This is a genomic window from Mycobacterium sp. 1165178.9 (genome assembly GCF_001673555.1).
In the GTDB taxonomy this organism is placed as follows: Bacteria; Actinomycetota; Actinomycetes; order Mycobacteriales; family Mycobacteriaceae; genus Mycobacterium.
Window position 1 is genome coordinate 14,775 of record NZ_LZMB01000567.1, and the last position, 17,206, is coordinate 31,980.

Sequence of the window (17,206 nt, forward strand, 5' to 3'; positions counted from 1 at the left end):
CAGCCCGGGTTATCCGCTAGCTAGATGCCGAAGGCCGGCGTCAGATGCGGACCCCGGTTCGGCCCAGTAAACAACTAGCCAATGGCCGGTCCCTGGTAGCAGCATCTGCTGATAGTTCAGATCCAGTGGACCTACCTGGGGATGATCGATGAGCATCCGCCTGACAGAGTCATGGGTGACGTCATGTCGAGCCCAAAGCTGTTGGAACCACCGGCTTCGTTCTGTCAGCTCATCGACTAGTCCGATCAGGGCTGGATCGGGACGTTGGCCAAGCATGGCGCGGATGAACGAGACTGACCATGCTGTCACCCGTTCCCAGTCGCGGTAGAAGCGCCGCATCTCTGGCTCGAGGAAAATGGCGCGCACGGTGTTCGCCCCGACCCCGTAATGAGGGGACAGCGCCTCGGCAAGCTTGTTCGCACGGACCACGGTCATGCCCGGATCAACCACGAGGGCGATCGTCAGTGGCCAAGTGTCCAGCAGAACCCCAATTTTAGAATGGGGTCTCTGCAGCGGGTCCACCTGTCCGCCCTGAAAGTTGTGGCGCAACAGGTTTCGCATGTATGTCACGGCATCGTCATCAAGTTGCAGCGCTTTACCGATGGCATCAAGCACTTGATCCGATGGGTTGTCTTCTTGGCCTTGCTCCAGTCGTCGGTAGTAATCGGTGCTGATACCAGCCAGCACCGCGACTTCCTCCCTTCGAAGCCCCGCCACCCTGCGGCGCCCTCCTGCGGGCAGACCGACATCAGCAGGCCGAACCAGGTTTCGACGAGCACGCAAGAACTGCGCCAGACTGATCCCGCCGGGCAGCTGTCCATCATCTGCCTGCCGATCGCGCATTGTGTCAGCGTCCGCCCTGGTGGTTACTCGCGGTGTTGCGGTCATGGCAATAGCAGTCAGCACCCTAGTGGTTGCATTCGGTTAGGCGTCGCTGATGCGAGCAAGCGTCGACGCATCGAGTGGTACCGGACGGCCGGGCACCAACGCAAGAGCCCGTCGTACGACCGTGAACTCGCTTAGGCTGTGCCGTTTTCCGACTTGAGCAGCCAAGCATGTTTCTCCAGGTCGTTGATGATGGCATGGAGTAGGTCTGCGGTCGAGGGATCGGCAGCGTCGACGTCATCGTGTACGGCGCGGATGGTGCCTACGACGGCGTAGATCCGTGTGGTAATGATCTCGACCGTTTCCGTTGAGCTGAGGAGACCGGGCGGTATGGCGGGAACGGTTGTCGTTGCCACGACCGTATCCGACCGCCCGTCAGGAACGACGTCTAAGGCGCGCATGCGTTCGGCAATCGTGTCAGTGGCTTCCCGTGCGGTATCGACCATGCTGTCGAGCTGCAGGTGCAAGTCCCGGAAGTTCGTTCCAACGAGATTCCAATGCGCCTGTTTGCCTTGTAAATTCAACTCGATTAGGTCTACGAGTACGGATTGCAGGTTCGTGAACAGTCCGGCGGAAGGTTGAAAGGGCCGGATCTCGTCAATGTCGCGACGGTTAGTCGACAAAGAAGTTGTCATCGCAGATTCCTTCAGCTAGAGGGAGGTTGGGGCCGCCGAGGCAAGAGCAGCCAGGATCGAGGGCATTGTTGTGATGATTTCCGCGTCGCACACGGGAGGGCCATCGGCGAACCGCGTGGCCGCGCGGGGAACCGACAAAGCGATACCGTCGAGTACGTTCGCGCCCGCAATGCGGGCCGTTTTTCGGGTATCGTCGTGAGCCCATGCCCCACCAGAGCGCCCGCCGGCCGTGCCAATCACAACGACCGGCTTCTGGTGAATGGCCCCGTGGGGGAAAGGGCGTGAGGTCCAGTCGATAGCGTTCTTGAGCGCCGGGGGGACGGTTCCGTTGTATTCCGGCGTCACCATTAGCAGCGCGTCGGCGGATCGTACCGCTCGGCGCAGCGAACGTGCCACCAACGGGACGGTGTTGGGCTCGTCGAGGTCTTCGTTATAGAAGGGCACGTCGGCTAGGCCCTCATAGAGGCCAACCTCGATACCCTTTGGCGCGAGCTTGATAGCTGCCTCCGCGAGCTGGCGGTTATACGAACCGGCACGAAGACTTCCCACCATCGCCAGGATTCTTGTGTTCATCGCCATTCCCTCCCTTGATCATTAAAGAGTTAGCAGGCGGAAAGGCGAGAAGTCGCATTCGCCGCTTGCTTTGTGATGTGCTGCGTGTGGAGTTGCAGCACCAAGTCGTTGGGTCAATGGACTGGTTATAGATTGCAACGTCGCACCGCTCGGATAAAGAGCCAATGTCGGATCACTGTGATCGCCAGCCGCGATCAATCGAGCGGTTCACATGTGCGCGGTTAGTATCTGCTGGTGTAGCTGCGTCAGCTTGACGCCTTCGTTGCTGTGGCCACCCCTGTTAGCGTGATTGATGTCGCGGCTACGTGTTTGGCGCGAACGAGCAAATACTCCGCCGCATAGGGATCGTCTTGTGCAGCACCATCGTCAGTTTCCGAAGCGATCCACCGTAGATCGAGCAGGGCATCCTCCTCCATGACACTCGGGTTGATATGTCAACTCGAGAGGTAGAAATCTACACGTAATTGGGTTGATATGTCAACCTGTGCTAGTCCGCAGTCATCTCCGCTGGCCAATTCCGGTCACCATCATCGGCGTGTGAAGGCGTAAGTCCTTACGGTCCAGGCGCGCAATAGCGGCGTCCGCGTCGAGTTCGCATACGGCACCGACTTCGACGACTGGTTGCAGCATGCTCCTTATTGTGAGCTCGAAAAAATCGAAGCCAGGGCAGGCGCTGTCGATAATTTGGACACTGCCCTGGCCCCCGACGACCACCAAACCCGCTTGGTGGAGCGCATGCAGTATGCGACGCCCGAAATTGAGGGCGATACCGGTCTGCTCCGCGTAGTCGAGGACTGCTCTGGTGGTTGCGTTTAGCGCGGGATTCATTGTCTCCCAGCCGAAATAGGTCCAATCAAATTCCTCGACGACGATCGAACCGCCGGGCCGCAGCGTAGTCGCCAACTGGTTCAGGATTTGCTCGCGATCTCTGAGGTGCTGAAGGACAAGACGTGCGTGAACGAGGTCGAACTCGCCCGGAGGAAGCGCGTCGGTGCGGATGTCGAGGCAATGAACATCGACGTTGTCCGACGCCAGATGTTCGATGAACCGAGTGTCGATGTCGACAGCTGTCACAGCAGCTCCCCGGTCGGCCATCCACTCGACCAATGAACCACCGCCGGCACCGACCTCGAGGCAATGCCAACCAGGGCCCAATCCGAGTTCGGCGAATATGGATTGACTACCCGGATCCCACAGGGCTTCGTTGCCTGCAAGGCGAGCACGCTCCCGTTCCGCATCGGCACCGAACATATCCGTGCGGAACAAGTAGTTACCGTTTGTCTGCTTCATCCGTTTGATCTTGCGATAGCGGATACGAGGTATCCAGGGCGTGATCTTCCTGGCTGTGGGGCACCCTGGTTTTGCCTCTCGGCCCCATCTGAGTTGGTAGTCGGCCCTGTCGATTGCGTTGGAAGGTTCGCATCTCCGGCTCGACACAAAGCCCCCGCCGTTTTTGCACCGCTCCCAAAGTCCTGGACGTCCAGTCTGTTCTAGACGGTGTTAATGGCAGGAGCTGATATGAGAACCACTGGCATCGAAACAAGCGCCTTGGGCAACCATCGCTGGCGGCTGGAGCTATCGCCCGAGTTTGATGTTGCGGCGCCCACCCGGTTATCCAGGACGTGGAATTCCTGCTGCGGGATGGATGGGCTCGGCTATGCCGACTAGACGGAACCCGACCACGCCGCCTTCGTCGCAGCGGTCGACTGAGCACTGCCGCCCTTGAACGCGGGAGATAGGTCGGGTCCTAGCTTCTGGCCGAAACTACGGCTCCTCACGACTCTCGCGCGATACCACTGGTAGACCGTAGTCTCGGCGCATCGCATCAAACGCGGCGCGAGTGTGTACCCCTGGCGTCATCATCCAGCAGTGCATACCACGGTCGAGCTCGTGCCAGCCCATATCGATTCCCTCGGCGGCCGCTCGCCGCCGGAACGCGCGGATATCCGGGTTGAGCACTTCATGAGTACCGGTGAAAATCGTCAACGGCGGCAGGCCGGTAAGCGGGCCGAGACCGGGGCTGACCAACGGTGTGTCCGGCGGGGCGCCGCCGGCATACCGCCTGCCCGCTTCGCGCAGATGCTCGATATTCAGCGCGGGGTCGAGACGGGCCACGGCCTGCGCGTCGGGGTGAGAAATTCGCACATCGAGCCAAGGCGACAGCAACAGCGCCGCACTCGGCTGCACCATCTCAGCGTCCCGCAGAGCGTGGCACAGCGCCAGCGCCATGGATCCTCCCGCGGAATCGCCGGCGAACATCACCGTGTCGGCGCTACGGCGGGCGAGGATACGATCGTAAATGCGCAGTAGAAACGGAAAAACATCACGGTAGGTGTGTTCCGGCGCCAGCGGGTAGATCGGAACTGTAACGGTGCGCTCCAGCGTGCTGGCCAACCTCACGATGAAGGGCCAATGCACAAACGGGACAAGAGGTCTCACGTAGGCGCCCCCGTGCAAATACAACATGTGCCCACGCCGAGGTCCATCGCCCATCCGCTTGGGTACCACCTCGTAAACTGGGCGCCCATCCAGGTCGGTGCGGATGATGTAGGCCTTGCGCCGCGCCACAGCAGGTGGTGCGCTGGCATGAGGTGCGCGCGGGTGCGCCGCCCAGTGATCCAGCTTGTCCGGTGGAAACAGATGATTACGGAACCCGCTTCGCTTCATGATCCACTGCACAGACGTTGGGCGTAGGGCTGGTCCGCTATACATCGGTCTCCCTCAAGTCTGCCGATAAATTCGAACGACCTTCCGGCCACAAATCGTCCACCGCACCGCGGCCGGTTGGTGTCGCACCGCCGCGTTGAACACCACCAACTCCCTGTCGTATCCCGGGGTTTCCGCGATAAAGACGGGGCCACGCAGGACGTCCTGCAGCTGAGAAAGTTTGTCGTCCCGCAATTTCATTGCGTTTCTTCACCATCTCGATCACTGCTCGTTCTAGGCGCCGCATCAGCGCCTCGTACGGTGGACCGTTCGATTAGGCATGCATCGTCGTCGGCATCCTGGTTAATATGCCAACTGGATATTCGCCGCGGAACAAGAAGTCATCGTTGGTCTGCCTTTCCCTCTGATCTTGCGGTAGCGAATACGAGGTATCCAGGGCGTGATATTCCTGGCTGTGACGCACACCCTGGATCGTCGACCCGTCTAAGTTGCTGGTGAGCCTCGCCAATTGCGGTGGGAAGTCCACAACTCCGGCTCGACGAAAGCCTTCGAGTCTTTGCACCGCTCTAAAATCCTGGACTTCCGGTCGGTTCCCCGCTGCCAGGGGCCGGCCGTTGGCGTATTTACTGGGCCGAACCGGGGTCTGAAGCCGGCCTAGGTAGCTAAGCCGCTTAGTTCGTTGCTGAGCGTGCCGATCTTCTTGGCGGCGCGTTACGGAGAGAACCCAACTACCCCGCGACCGCTGAATAATGTTTAGCCACTGCGGGTTTGGTGCGGGCAGTCGAATAGTTGATGCTCATCGATGGCGGCGAGCACGTCGTCGGAGGCTTCGCGCAGCATGGCGAGACGGTCGGGACCAAGTACATCGATGAACAACTTTCGCACAAGGGCTGCGTTGCCCGGTGCGCTAGCCTCGATGGCGTTCCGTCCGGCCTTGGTCAAAAGGATATCCGGATATCGGGCGCCAGAGGACCTCCGCCGGATTAGGCCGCGTTTTTCCATACGGCTCAGGTGATGCGACATCCGGCTCTTCTCCCACTGTGTCGCCTCTGCTAGTTCGAATGTGCGCATCCGTCCCTTAGGCGCTTCGGACAGGTTAACCAGGATCTCGAAATCAGGGTCAGACAGGCCGAACTCGCGTTGCAAGTGCCACTCCAGATGCCGCTCCAGCGTGTGCCGCATCTCCGTGAAAGCTCGCCACGTCTCCTGCTCCGTGGCGCTGAGCCATGGTCCTTCAGCCATGTACCCGATGCTAGTCGAGCGAGTTGATGTATCAACCAGGCCACGCCGCGTGCCCTAGCGCGCCGCCTTGGCGATGGTTTTCCAGACGTCCATGTCCTCGACGACCCTTTGGGCGCCGACCTGGACCTGCGGGCCGTAACGGAAGATCAGGCCAGTGGCGCCGGAGTCGATCCACGGCTGTAACCGCTCGGCGATCCGCTTGTGCGGGCCGATAAGGAAAGCCGCGTCGACGTAGTCGTCGGGGACGGCGGCGAGCGCTTCCTCGCGACGGCCGGCAGCGACGAGCTCGGCGAGCCGGTCACACAGGCCGGTGAACCCGAGCGCCTCAGTCTGCAGCCGCATGTTCGTCGACCACTCCACGACGTACGGGCGGAAGAGGTCCATGCCAGCCGCGACGTCGTCGCAGACAACGAGGTCGACGATCGCCCACACGTCGAAGTCCTTTCGTTTCTTTCCGTCTGTACGGCGCGCGAAACCGGCGTCGAGCTGTGGCTGGAAGGCCGGCATCATCCCGGGTGCAAAGCCCCACGGGAACCAGCCGTCGGCGATTTCCGCGGTTAACTCGAGCATTTGCGGGCCGACGGCTGCGACGTGGACCTCTGGCTCGAAACCAGTCTCGACGGACATCGACCATGGCTCGACGCCGAGCGCGCCCTCGCCGCGGAACGGAATACTCGTCTCCACGCTCTGGCAGCGAACCGGGTTGGCGAGCCGTGCGCGGGAATGCTCCCAGTACAGCTCGGTGCTCTCGATCGGGTCGCCGCCGGTGTCGCGAGCGCCCTGGCTGGCGAACGACTGGCGCAGCACGCCGACGTAGTCACGCAGCCGGCGCACCGGTTTGCCCCATGGCCGCCCATGCCAGCCCTCGGCGATGCTGGGGAATCCACTGCCTACGCCGGCGATGACACGGCCACCACCGGCCATCGCGTCGATAGTTGCCAAACCCTGTGCGAGCGCGGTCGCGGGGCGCGCGGTCAGCGTCGCGATATGGGTGCCGAGCCTGATCCTCGACGTGTGGGCAGCGATGTAAGCGAGTGGCGTCAGCGCGTCCGAACCCGCGCCCTCCGCGGTGAAGACTGCGTCGAATCCCAATTGCTCGCAGCGCTTGATGCGCTCCAGTGGGACGCTGAAGCGTCGGTTCTGCCAGGGGACTTCGCACGCGATCTTTGTCATCAGTCTTTCCTCCTAGTGGTCTGGGTCAGTTGACGCCGGCGGCTTGCCATGGCACCGCGAGTATCGGGCGGAGTCTCAATGGTCACTCATCCCCTCCGGTTCTCGATGTGTTCCAATGGGTTTCGTTGCTTGTCGATAGGGCCACGGCCGTGACTCGAGCACATACGAAGGGTTATGTTTGCCAAGCAATTTGAGATAACCGTCATGCTGATCAACAGCAAGATCACCGTCACGAGCGGAAGGTTCGCGGCGAGGGCGATCCATACTAGGAACGGCGTTACGCCCGGCCCGAGAGATAAAACCATCACTGCGCCAGCCACTTTCAGTGCGGCGGAGATTCTTGCGGCTCTCTTTATGCGCATGTTAGGAGATCCAAACGGGCAGTGCGGTCAGCCCACGCATCAAGGTGCTGTTTCGGTATTGGAGGGACGCTCCGCTGTCCAGCGTGATCCGCTCGAATCGGGTGAGCAGACGCCCGATCGCAATTTCGCCCTCAAGCCGTGCCAGTGGTGCTCCGAGGCAGTGGTGAATACCGTGCCCGAATGCAAGATGTGGATTGGGTCGCCTGGTTACATCAAGTCGATCCGGGTTGTCGTAGCGGCGGTCGTCATGGTTGGCGGCGAGCAGGGACACCACAACAAGCTGACCCGCGGGAATCTCGACTTCGCCGACTCGTACTGACTTGGTGGTGAACCTCGTGGTGGCGGTGTTGAGCGGGCTCTCGAACCGCAAGAATTCCTCCACAGCGGTTGGCATCAGCGATAGGTCGGCACGCAACGTAGCGAGTTGAGATGGGTTGCGCAGCAGTGCCAAGACGCCGTTACCGATCAGATTTACCGTGGTCTCGTATCCAGCCAGAACTAGTAGGAAGGCTGTCGCCAGAAGCTCGTCCGTAGAAAGTCGGTCGGCGACGTCGGATGCGTGGACTAAAGCACTTAGCAAGTCGTCCGCGGGATGTCCGCGCTTCTGTTCGATCCATTCTGCTAGCAGGTCGATCAGTGCGCTCTCCGTGGCGCGTAATTCATTAGGGTCGATACTGGTAAGCAGTGTTTCAACGCGTGTTCGGAAGTTGTCGCGATCACGGGCAGGTACGCCCAATAATTCGCTAATAACCCGGAGCGGGAGTTGAACTGCGTACGACTGCATGAGGTCGACCACTCCGGCAGCACCCGATTCCGCCACGCGGTCAAGTAACTTGTCAGCGATTCTGCAGATGTCGGGTCGCATCTTTTGCACGCTGCCAGCGGTAAACGCCGTCGTGACAAGCCTGCGCAGCCGCGTATGGTCCGGCGGATCCTGCTGCAACATATGACTGTTGAGCACTGAGTTGTGTGCGCCACTATTACCGAACTTCACCAACTCATCCCAGTTTTTACTCAGCCGCGCGTCAGCCAGCAATGCCCGTGCTTCGGTGTAGCGAGTTACCAGCCACGCATAGTTCCCGCCCCACACCCTGACGCGATGGACGGGAGCCTCCAGGCGTAGCCGCCGGTAAAGGGAATGCGGGTCTTGGATGAATCCCCGCCCAAGCCGGGGCGTATTTGCCATCGGCGCAAGCTCTTGAGTACCCAACTCGTTCTTACTCACATCTCGAATGCTGCACGGCCAGATCGCATCTATCCAGGACGTGCATTTCCTGGCTGTGGTACACCCAGGCCGAATATTGAGGCCGAATATGTTCGGGCATGCCAACGTGCGGCCTACGGCCGATCGGATCCGTGGTACATGTGTAGCGGCCTGCGGGAGGTGAGGGGCCAGGACCTCCAACGTATAGGCCCGGCCGGTGGGTACACAGTTGATCCGGCGCTTGCCGGTTCTGCTGGATCCTTTTGGCCAGCAACCGTATCGGCGCGGACTGACTTTGGCTGCTACCGCAGCCAGCACGGTAACAATCTTTAACCCGTCTGATCCGCAGACCCTGAATGCCTGCCCGCTTGAAGTAGGCAACAACTCGAATTCGAGTGGAAATGTGAGACTCTCAGCGAAACAGCTCGGCCGCGCGTTCGGCGATGGCGTAGACGGTGGCGTTGATATTCGCTGAAACCGGCGTAGGCATGATCGAAGCGTCCGCGACGCGTAGACCGGTTATTCCGTGGACTCGCAATGCGGGGTCGACGACGGCGAGTGGATCACTGCCCATCCGACAGCTTCCGGCGTAGTGGGAGTAGCTGCGAAGGTTGTGCGGAACACGCTGAGCCAAGGCTTTATCGGTGATCATGGTGCCGGGCCAAACCTCTCTATGACGCCACGGTCGCAGTGCCTTTGAGTAACCGATCCCCCTGGCGATGCATAACCCGGCTGCCATTGTCGCAAGGTCGCGGCATTCGGTGTAATAACGGGGATCGATGCGAGGAGGCGCCCCTGGTGTACCACTGGCAAGCCGCACGGTGCCGCGGCTTTGGGGTGTCATCACTGCCGAGATGACCGTATAACCGTGGCCTATCGGTGGACCTGGCACAGTTGTCTGGCGCAGTGGTACGTCGACAAACATGATCTGCACATCCGGTCCGTCGAACCCGTCCAGGATCCCCGTGCGGATTAAGCCCTGCGCTTCGCCATGATTGTTAACACCAGGCGGAACCGGTTGGGCGGCTTCGTAAACCACACCGCACATGGGATGGTCGTGCAGATTCCGGCCCACGCCGGGCAGGTCCGCAATTACTGTGAGGTCGTGATCGCGCAGATGGGCGGCGGAGCCGATCCCGGACAGCAGCAGCAACTGCGCAGAACCGATGGTGCCGGCTGCAAGCACGACCTCCCCACCGCGGACACATTCGGCCACTGCGAACTTAGTGCCCACCGAATACTCAACGCCCCGACACTGGCCCTCGCGCACGATTACCCGATGTACTAAGGCGTCGGTGATCACATCGAGATTTCGCCGGTCGAGAGCGGGGGTGAGATACGCGTCGACCGCACTTTGTCGTCGGCCGGCCACGATGTTTAAGTCGCACCAGCCGAAGCCTTCCTCCAAACCACCGCTGATGTCGGTCGCCGCATGGAAGCCCGCTTGCTCGGCCGCAGTGAGTCCAGCTTGGGCGATCGGGTGTGGATGCTCGGCCGGGCCGACAGCGAGCGGACCGCCGACCCCGCGTAGCGCGGGATCGCGCTGGGGCGCATGCTCGCTGCGCCGAAAGTAGGGCACTAAATCATCGAAGCGCCAACCGGGTACACCCCAAGCGTCATGACTGGACCGGTGTCCCCGCACAAAATTCATGGCATTTATCGACGACGAACCGCCCAGCCCGCGCCCTCGCGGCCACGCAACCACCGTTCCATATGGTGGTTGCGGCACGGTCTGGTCGGACCAGTCCGCTGTGCTGCCGGTCAAGCTGGGCCACATTGGCGGCACCGCCATCTCGGGCAGCGGAGCGCCGCCGCCCGCCTCGAGCAACAGCACCCGTGCAGCGGCGGTCTCGGTCAACCGTGCAGCAAGCACACAGCCTGCTGTACCGGCGCCCACCACAATGAAGTCGTATCCGGATTTTTTGATATCGGCAGCGCGAGCAATCACCTCTCGCAACCTTCATCGATTGAACGGGTCGCAAGTGTCGGGAGCTAGTCGCGAGCTGCCTGACTCGTTTCTATTCACATGTTTAATGCTCCAGGCTCAGAACGCGTGTATCCAGGACGTGCCGTTCCTGGTTGCGATACACCCCGGGTGGATTCCGGCCGCAAGCCGGCGTAGGGCCGCCTCGGATGCAAAGCAGTAAATCAGTCGTCAACTGGCTGGCTGGCGGGTTGCCGCGTACTTGGCGCACAGCTTTACGCTTCTGCTGCATCAATTGAGTTGGGCGCGCCATCGCGTCGGTGTTGATCTTGATGCGTGGGCCATGTTGGCCATGCGTTGATGGAAGCCGTCTAGAGGGTCGGCTTGAATGTGTAGGTCTCGCCATGGGCGAGGTACACGAATTCTGCACCTGTGGAGGAGATTTCGGCCGCCTTCTTGAAGTCGTCGAGGCCGGACATAAATACCGAGAAATCGTTGTAGTGGATCGGAATGGCGGTGCGCGGTCGGGTGATCTCGACAGCCCTGACTCCCTGCTCACCGGTCATCGTGACAACCGTGACAAGGAAAGTCGTTCCCCCAGTGTGAATCAGACCAAGATCGATGTCAGGGTAGCGACGGGGGATGTCTTCGAGGTCATCCACGAGCATGGTGTCGCCGGTGATATAGAGACGGTAGAGGTGATTGCCGCTACGGCTGAAGTCGAGCAGATGCCCGTTGACCGGCATCAGTAGTTCGTCAACCGCGTCGTCTGTGGCGTGTTTGCCGGGCATCGCAGTTATCGCCAGGTCCGCATCGCCCTTGCGGACCACGAGTGACTCCCAGGTTTCAAGGGGGTAGCCGTGCCCGAAGCCCAACGCATTCAGCTTCTCGACGGCGTCAGCCGTCGACACAAAGGGCAGAGTCACGTCGAGTTCACGAGCTGCAACATCATCGAAATGGTCACCGTGGTAATGGGATAGGACGATTAGATCTATTGGGGGCAGGTCGGAGATCTGACATGCCGGCTCAACCTCGCGCCGGGCCCAAATGCCATGGCCCAGATACACGTGCTCACCTTTGTGGAGGAAGGCGGGATCGGTCAGGATCGTTAGCCCACCGAAGCGGATCAGGGTGGTGGCATTGCCAATGAAGTAGACCTCGCCCTGGCTGAAATCCGCACTCTCACTGCTCCTTAATTCCAACGACCTCATCGCGGGCCGCCTCCTTTCAGGTGCTGCCCCGGTCACTCGTGTTACGGGGCTAAAGTCGCAGCGGCGTGCGGCACGCGCGGGCTCTCGCTCGTCATGGCAGCGACCGCCTCGGCCGTAGATGGAACGGCATGTGCGAGGAATGCGTAGTTGACCAAAGCAGCGAGGTAGCCGTCTCCGCGGGTCGGGTGCCGGGGGCCCGCGGTGGCATCGCGGACCACGGCTACTTCGAATCCTTGTTCAAGCAAATCCCGCAGGTGCGACTCGACACAAATGTTGGCGAGCATGCCGCACAGAATGACCTTGGTGATATACCGCTTGCGGAGTTGCAGCACCAAGTCGTTGGTCTGCGGTCCCCACACCTTGTGAGGGCTGGCAACGACGGTTGCCGAGTCCTCGATGAACGGCTTCAGCTGGTCGAGCCAATCAGCACCCGAACCGGCGAAGCCGTCAAGTCTGAGCGGGCCAACTCGTGCAAACGTGTTGGTGCGCAGTTCATCTTCCTCCAGCGGGCCATTGACCAACCATTGGTGGTCGGTCGGGTAGAAGTAGTGCGGCGAGACGAACACGGCATAGCCGCCCGCTGAGGCGGCTTCAAAGATTTCGATGAGGTTCTCCACTGTCCTATTCTCAGTCACACTGGCGCCCAGAACATCCCAGTTTCTGCCCGACGGTGATAGGACATCATTTTGCGGGTCGATGACGACGACCGCGGTGTCAGCGGGATCGTATTTCACGCTATCGCTCCTTGGGTGAACCAGCTTCGGTTACCAACACCAAGCCGGCAATCATGCAGCTTGCCTAGTCATGTCAATGGACTGAATACAGACTGCGACGTCGCACCGGTCGGAAAAAGAGCCAATGTCGGATCGCTGTGATCGCCAGCCCCGATTAATCGAGGCCGTTCACTTCCTGCGCGGTTAGTATTTGCTGGTGGAGCTGCGTCAGCTTGAGGCCTTCGTTGCTGTGGCCACTGAGCTGCACTTCGGTCGTGCAGCTCAAAAGCTGTACATGGGGCAGTCAACGCTGAGCGAGCTGATCAGGCGTTTAGAGAGCGAATTGGGCGCGCAGCTTTTGACGCGCAGCACTCGCCGAGTCGCTTTGACCCCCGCCGGAGCGGAGTTGCTTGACCGCGCCAAAGTCGTTCTCGACGAGGTTGCGTCTGCTACCGCCGCGGTGCATCGATCGGTCGAGGGCGAGTCTGGGACCGTGCACCTAGGGATCACGCCGCCAGTCGGGCGGGTTCTCGCACCTCACCTTGCTGCAGCCCTGCATGTCGAGGCGCCCGAAGTCGACCTAGTTGTCCGGCGAATGTGGTTGACCGACCTAAAACCTGCCGTCGCCGCGGGTGCAGTCGACGTCGCTATCACCTGCGGTCGAATATCTGACCCCCCCGGAATCGTCGGAAAGGTGTTCTGCGGCGAGCGTCTGCTGGTCGCATTAAGGGTCAATCATCGTCTAATCAACCGCGACACGATTGGTTTGAACGAGTTGGCGGGTGAGACCCTCGGCATTCATAGCGACGAGCTGTTTCCGGCATGGGCGCTAGCCGAACGGCAGGCCCTTGAGGCCGCCGGGGTGTCGCCGCCCACCGTCGAGCTCGCGGACTCCGATTTATCCGCATGTCATTGGACGGCGCAGCCTGACGTTGACTGGATCCTCACCACGGCATCTGTCGCCGGGGCAGAGATGACCAGCCCGATGCGACCCGTAGCGCCCACCCAACTCATTCCCTATATGCTGCAATGGGATCCCGACCGCGCCTCGACCGAGGCTGTGAGCCGTTTTGTGCAGTTAGCGCTGACCGTCGATGTGCCCACAGGTTGGGTGACCCAACCTGACCATTTACAGTACATCCGCGGTGAACGCGCTGAGCCGACCTGAGCTGCAACGGGTCTCGCCCTGCTCGAATTCGCCAAAACGAGACAGTGAAGCGTGGGGCGATACTAGTTGCAGTCGGGATATTCACAGGTCACCAGTGCTCATCCAGTGCCGTTCTCAGCCTCGCTGACAGACGAGCTGGCGCGCTAATCGTTGGAAAGAGCCGAGATCCGCTAATGTGTCACCGACATGCTCGGCGGGTGTTGCGCAATCGAACTGGCGGACACGTGTATTCGAGCTTGTCGTACATGTAAACAAGAAGTCGGACGAGCGATTCCCGTCGATTACGCCGCACGACCTTCGGCACGCAGCGGTCAGCGCCGGTGCAAACGTAAGGCAGTGCACGGATGGCTCGGACACGCCGAGCATCGATGACCTTAGATGTGTACGCCGATCTCTTCGACGAGGATCTCGACGTTGTTGCTGCCAACCTCGACGCCACGATTCAATCTGCTGCGTACCGACTGCGCGTACTGAACAACCAACCGGCCAAAAATAGCTAGCTCGTACCAGGCCTCTGCGCGTGGTCTCCACTTGTGGAGCTAAGGGGAATCGAACCCCTGACCTACTCGATGCGAACGAGTCGCGCTACCAACTGCGCCATAGCCCCTGACCGCTAGCAGGCTACCAGTCGTGGCACCAACAGCCGAACTGCGAGCACTATTCGCCGACGGCGCGCGGCAAGTCCCGAGGCCAACCGAAGGTCCGCATCGCCATCGCGTAATCCAGGTGCTCGAAGACGGGGTCCTCGTCGTCGATCTCCAGGACCACCGCGCCGGGACGCCGCAGCCGCGACGGGATTACGTCGTAGTCGCGGTCGTAGGCGTTCTCCACGCCGAGTCGCGCCCGCGCCATCCGCTTCATCCTGCGGTGACGCACCTTCTCCTCGATGCGCGTCTGACGCCGTAGGTAACCCAGGTAGAGCAGGGTGATCGCGGTGGCGCTGCCGCACACCCACCATGCCGCCGGCGAGACCTTGAACGCCGCGGTCGCCGAGCCGATCAGGACCAGCGCCATCACGATCAGGACCTTCTTGCGGAACGCGTACTTGCGAGCGCTGACCGCGGCGGCGGTCTTGGTGTCGAACCGGCGTCGCCGCGAGGCGTTGCGCGGCATCGGCGCCGGCGCCTCCTCGTCGGCATCGTCACCCTCGGCCGCGGGCTCCAAACCGGACGAGTCTTCGACGTACTCGTAGCTGTCCTCGTCCTCGGCGTCGCGTTTGGCGACGGCTTCGGTGTCGGCCTCTTCGTCTTCGATCGGCGCGACGTCGGCCGTCTCCGCCTCGGCCGCAGAACCGCTGGCGCCCACCGGAAGTACGTGGGAGTCCTCGACGACATCGACATCGAGGTAGTCAGGTTCGGTGGGCTCGGCGACGGCCATTCGCATCACGGCCGGGCGCCGGCGGCTCAGCTCGTCGGTGTCGGCGTCGCCGTCCACCTCGTGGTCGCGGTCTTCGTCCTCGGAGAGTTCGTCGCGCTCCTCGTCGAGGTCGGCGTCGGCGGAGTCTTGCGGCGGCGTCCAGTCGGGGTCGCTGCGATGCCCGGCGGCCGGACCGCTGCGCTTGATCAGCCGGGAGTTGCCCCCGCCGTTGAGCACCCGGGTCGCCAACGCCACGTCGCTGGTGCGTCGCACCGCGTCGCGTTTGCTCACCAGCATCGGCACCAAGACGAACAGCCATAGCACCACGAGCGATATCCACAACAATGACTGCGGGATGCTTGGCATGATGACCTGCTCTCTTCGGTGTCCATCCCCCGCGAAGCCCATCTGTGGCCGACGCGACCGGGATCGTACTGACCAGGACAATTACACACCTGTAATTTGCCTCTCACAAGCACCACGAGTCACTCGTGTCGCGCTCGTCCCAGAACGGCAACGATTGGGACTCCACCGCGAGCCATCGGACACCCTGGAAGGGGTCGACAACGTCCGGGCGACGCGCGAGATGCGCTCACACCCAGCTGGCGTTACCGGCGCGGACCAGCGTCGATGCCACCGATCCGCTCACCTCTTCGGCGGTGATGGCCATCAGCAGATGGTCCCGCCACGCCCTGTCCACCTCCAGGTAGCGCTGCAACAAGCCTTCCTGGCGGAACCCCACTTTTGCCAGCACGGCGCGGCTCGCGGCGTTTTCCGGGCGCACGGTGGCCTCGACGCGATGCAACATCACCGGCCCGAAGCAGTGATCCAGGCCCAACGCCAACGCCGCGGTGGCCACGCCGCCGCCGGTGGCCGAGCGCGGCACCCAGTAGCCGATCCACGCCGACCGCAACGCGCCGTGGGTGACATTGCCGATGGTCAGCTGGCCACAGAACCGGCCGTCGAGTTCGATGACGTAGGGCAGCATCCGCCCTTGTCGTGCCTCGGCACGCAGACCAGAACACAACGCCGGCCAGGCCGCCACCGCATGGCGAGCCGTCCAATCGCCCTCGGAACTGGGCTCCCACGGCTCCAGGTGCGCACGATCGGTCAGCCGGATCCGGCTCCACTGCGCGCCATCGCGCAGCCGGACCGCCCGCAATCGGACAACCCCGGCCGAAACCCGCAGCGGCCCAACGCTCATGGGCCAACCGGGATGACGGGAATTGGAGCGCAACAGGTTCACCGGGCATGCAGTCGTTTCGCTCAGCCGCGCTGAGCCAGGAAGGCGACGTCGACGATTTCGCCGGTGCGAATCTGCTCGGCTCCGCTGGGCACCACGACCAGACAGTTCGCTTCAGCAAGAGTGGCCAGCAGGTGCGACGACGCGCCCGGGCCGCCGCCCAGCGTCTGCACCAGGTACTCGCCGCTGTCCTGGTCGCGCATCAGCTGACCGCGCAAGAAGCCCTTACGCCCGGCCACCGACGTGATGGGCGACAGCGTGCGCGCCTGCACGATGCGGCGCATCGGCTGACGCTTGCCCAGCGACAACCGAATCAACGGGCGAACCATCACCTCGAAGACCACGAGCGCGCTCACCGGATTCGCCGGCAACAGGAACGTCGGAACGCCCTCGCGACCCAGCTGCCCGAAACCCTGGATGGATCCCGGATGCATGCCTACCCGCACGACCTCTAACTCGCCGAGCTCGGCGAGCACCTGGCGCACCGCCTCAGCCGCGACGCCCCCGACCGCACCGGCGATCACGATCACCTCGGCACGATTGATCTGGCCCTCGACGATCTCCCGGAGCTCGCGGGGGCCGCCGCTGACGATGCCCACGCGGTTGACCTCGGCGCCGGCATCGCGGGCCGCGGCCGCCAGTGCGTAGGAGTTCACGTCATAGACCTGGCCGTTGCCGGGCGTGCGCGAGATGTCGACCAGCTCGCCGCCCAGCGCCATGATCGTCACCCGGGGCCGCGGGTGCACCAGCACCCGTTCGCGGCCGACCGCGGCCAGCAAACCGACCTGCGCCGCGCCGGCGACGACGTCCAGCCCGGCGACGTGGCGGTGCGGTCCGGGACGGTAATCGG

The 17,206-nt window shown here is 62.0% G+C and carries 15 protein-coding genes and 1 tRNA gene; 1 reads left to right on the forward strand and 15 read right to left on the reverse strand.

Annotated elements, in window-relative coordinates:
- Positions 1-9 precede the first annotated feature (9 nt).
- The 11 genes from A5652_RS24050 to A5652_RS24110 form a co-directional block, all read right to left on the reverse strand.
- Positions 10-843: a helix-turn-helix domain-containing protein gene (locus tag A5652_RS24050; RefSeq protein ID WP_067357894.1), complete on the reverse strand. Its 834-nt coding sequence runs from the start codon at positions 841-843 to the stop codon at positions 10-12.
- Between the two features lie 176 nt (positions 844-1,019).
- Positions 1,020-1,520, reverse strand: coding sequence for a Dps family protein (locus A5652_RS24055; RefSeq protein WP_082984055.1), 501 nt, complete (start codon positions 1,518-1,520; stop codon positions 1,020-1,022).
- Positions 1,521-1,535: 15 nt separating this feature from the next.
- Complete coding sequence (locus tag A5652_RS24060; protein WP_067357929.1) at positions 1,536-2,093, reverse strand: NAD(P)H-dependent oxidoreductase; 558 nt, start codon at positions 2,091-2,093, stop codon at positions 1,536-1,538.
- Between the two features lie 498 nt (positions 2,094-2,591).
- On the reverse strand, positions 2,592-3,383 hold the full coding sequence (locus tag A5652_RS24065) for a bifunctional 2-polyprenyl-6-hydroxyphenol methylase/3-demethylubiquinol 3-O-methyltransferase UbiG (protein WP_232001385.1): 792 nt from the start codon (positions 3,381-3,383) through the stop codon (positions 2,592-2,594).
- A 474-nt stretch (positions 3,384-3,857) separates the two neighbouring features.
- The gene (locus A5652_RS27220) at positions 3,858-4,805 is read right to left on the reverse strand and encodes an alpha/beta hydrolase (protein WP_082984056.1); all 948 of its coding nucleotides are present in this window, start codon (positions 4,803-4,805) and stop codon (positions 3,858-3,860) included.
- A gap of 708 nt (positions 4,806-5,513) precedes the next feature.
- Complete coding sequence (locus A5652_RS24085; protein WP_067357909.1) at positions 5,514-6,002, reverse strand: MarR family winged helix-turn-helix transcriptional regulator; 489 nt, start codon at positions 6,000-6,002, stop codon at positions 5,514-5,516.
- A 54-nt stretch (positions 6,003-6,056) separates the two neighbouring features.
- A complete protein-coding gene (locus A5652_RS24090; RefSeq protein WP_067357913.1) occupies positions 6,057-7,175 on the reverse strand; it encodes an LLM class flavin-dependent oxidoreductase in 1,119 nt (372 codons plus the stop codon).
- 363 nt (positions 7,176-7,538) lie between these two features.
- Entirely contained in the window at positions 7,539-8,762 is a 1,224-nt protein-coding gene (locus tag A5652_RS24095) for a cytochrome P450 (protein ID WP_232001387.1), read from the reverse strand.
- A gap of 391 nt (positions 8,763-9,153) precedes the next feature.
- Positions 9,154-10,689, reverse strand: a complete 1,536-nt coding sequence (locus A5652_RS24100; RefSeq protein WP_369805865.1) for a GMC family oxidoreductase — start codon at positions 10,687-10,689, stop codon at positions 9,154-9,156.
- 347 nt (positions 10,690-11,036) lie between these two features.
- A complete protein-coding gene (locus tag A5652_RS24105; protein WP_067357916.1) occupies positions 11,037-11,876 on the reverse strand; it encodes an MBL fold metallo-hydrolase in 840 nt (279 codons plus the stop codon).
- 41 nt (positions 11,877-11,917) lie between these two features.
- Positions 11,918-12,610, reverse strand: coding sequence for a cysteine hydrolase (locus A5652_RS24110; protein WP_067357919.1), 693 nt, complete (start codon positions 12,608-12,610; stop codon positions 11,918-11,920).
- Between the two features lie 196 nt (positions 12,611-12,806).
- On the opposite strand from A5652_RS24110, the gene A5652_RS24115 reads away from it, so the two are divergent.
- Positions 12,807-13,757, forward strand: a complete 951-nt coding sequence (locus tag A5652_RS24115) for a LysR family transcriptional regulator (protein ID WP_067357922.1) — start codon at positions 12,807-12,809, stop codon at positions 13,755-13,757.
- 534 nt (positions 13,758-14,291) lie between these two features.
- Here the strand turns inward: A5652_RS24115 and A5652_RS24120 are convergent.
- The 4 genes from A5652_RS24120 to glp all read right to left on the reverse strand — a co-directional run.
- Positions 14,292-14,364: transfer RNA gene (locus A5652_RS24120), tRNA-Ala, on the reverse strand.
- Positions 14,365-14,414: 50 nt separating this feature from the next.
- Positions 14,415-15,479 carry a gephyrin-like molybdotransferase receptor GlpR gene (glpR, locus tag A5652_RS24125; protein WP_067357942.1) on the reverse strand — a complete coding sequence of 355 codons (1,065 nt, stop codon included), beginning with the start codon at positions 15,477-15,479 and terminating at the stop codon, positions 14,415-14,417.
- A gap of 226 nt (positions 15,480-15,705) precedes the next feature.
- Positions 15,706-16,359 (reverse strand): GNAT family N-acetyltransferase, encoded by a 654-nt coding sequence (locus A5652_RS24130; RefSeq protein WP_197514091.1) that lies wholly within the window; start codon positions 16,357-16,359, stop codon positions 15,706-15,708.
- A gap of 20 nt (positions 16,360-16,379) precedes the next feature.
- The coding region (gene glp, locus A5652_RS24135) for a gephyrin-like molybdotransferase Glp (protein WP_197514092.1) at positions 16,380-17,206 on the reverse strand (827 nt) is incomplete at its 5' end.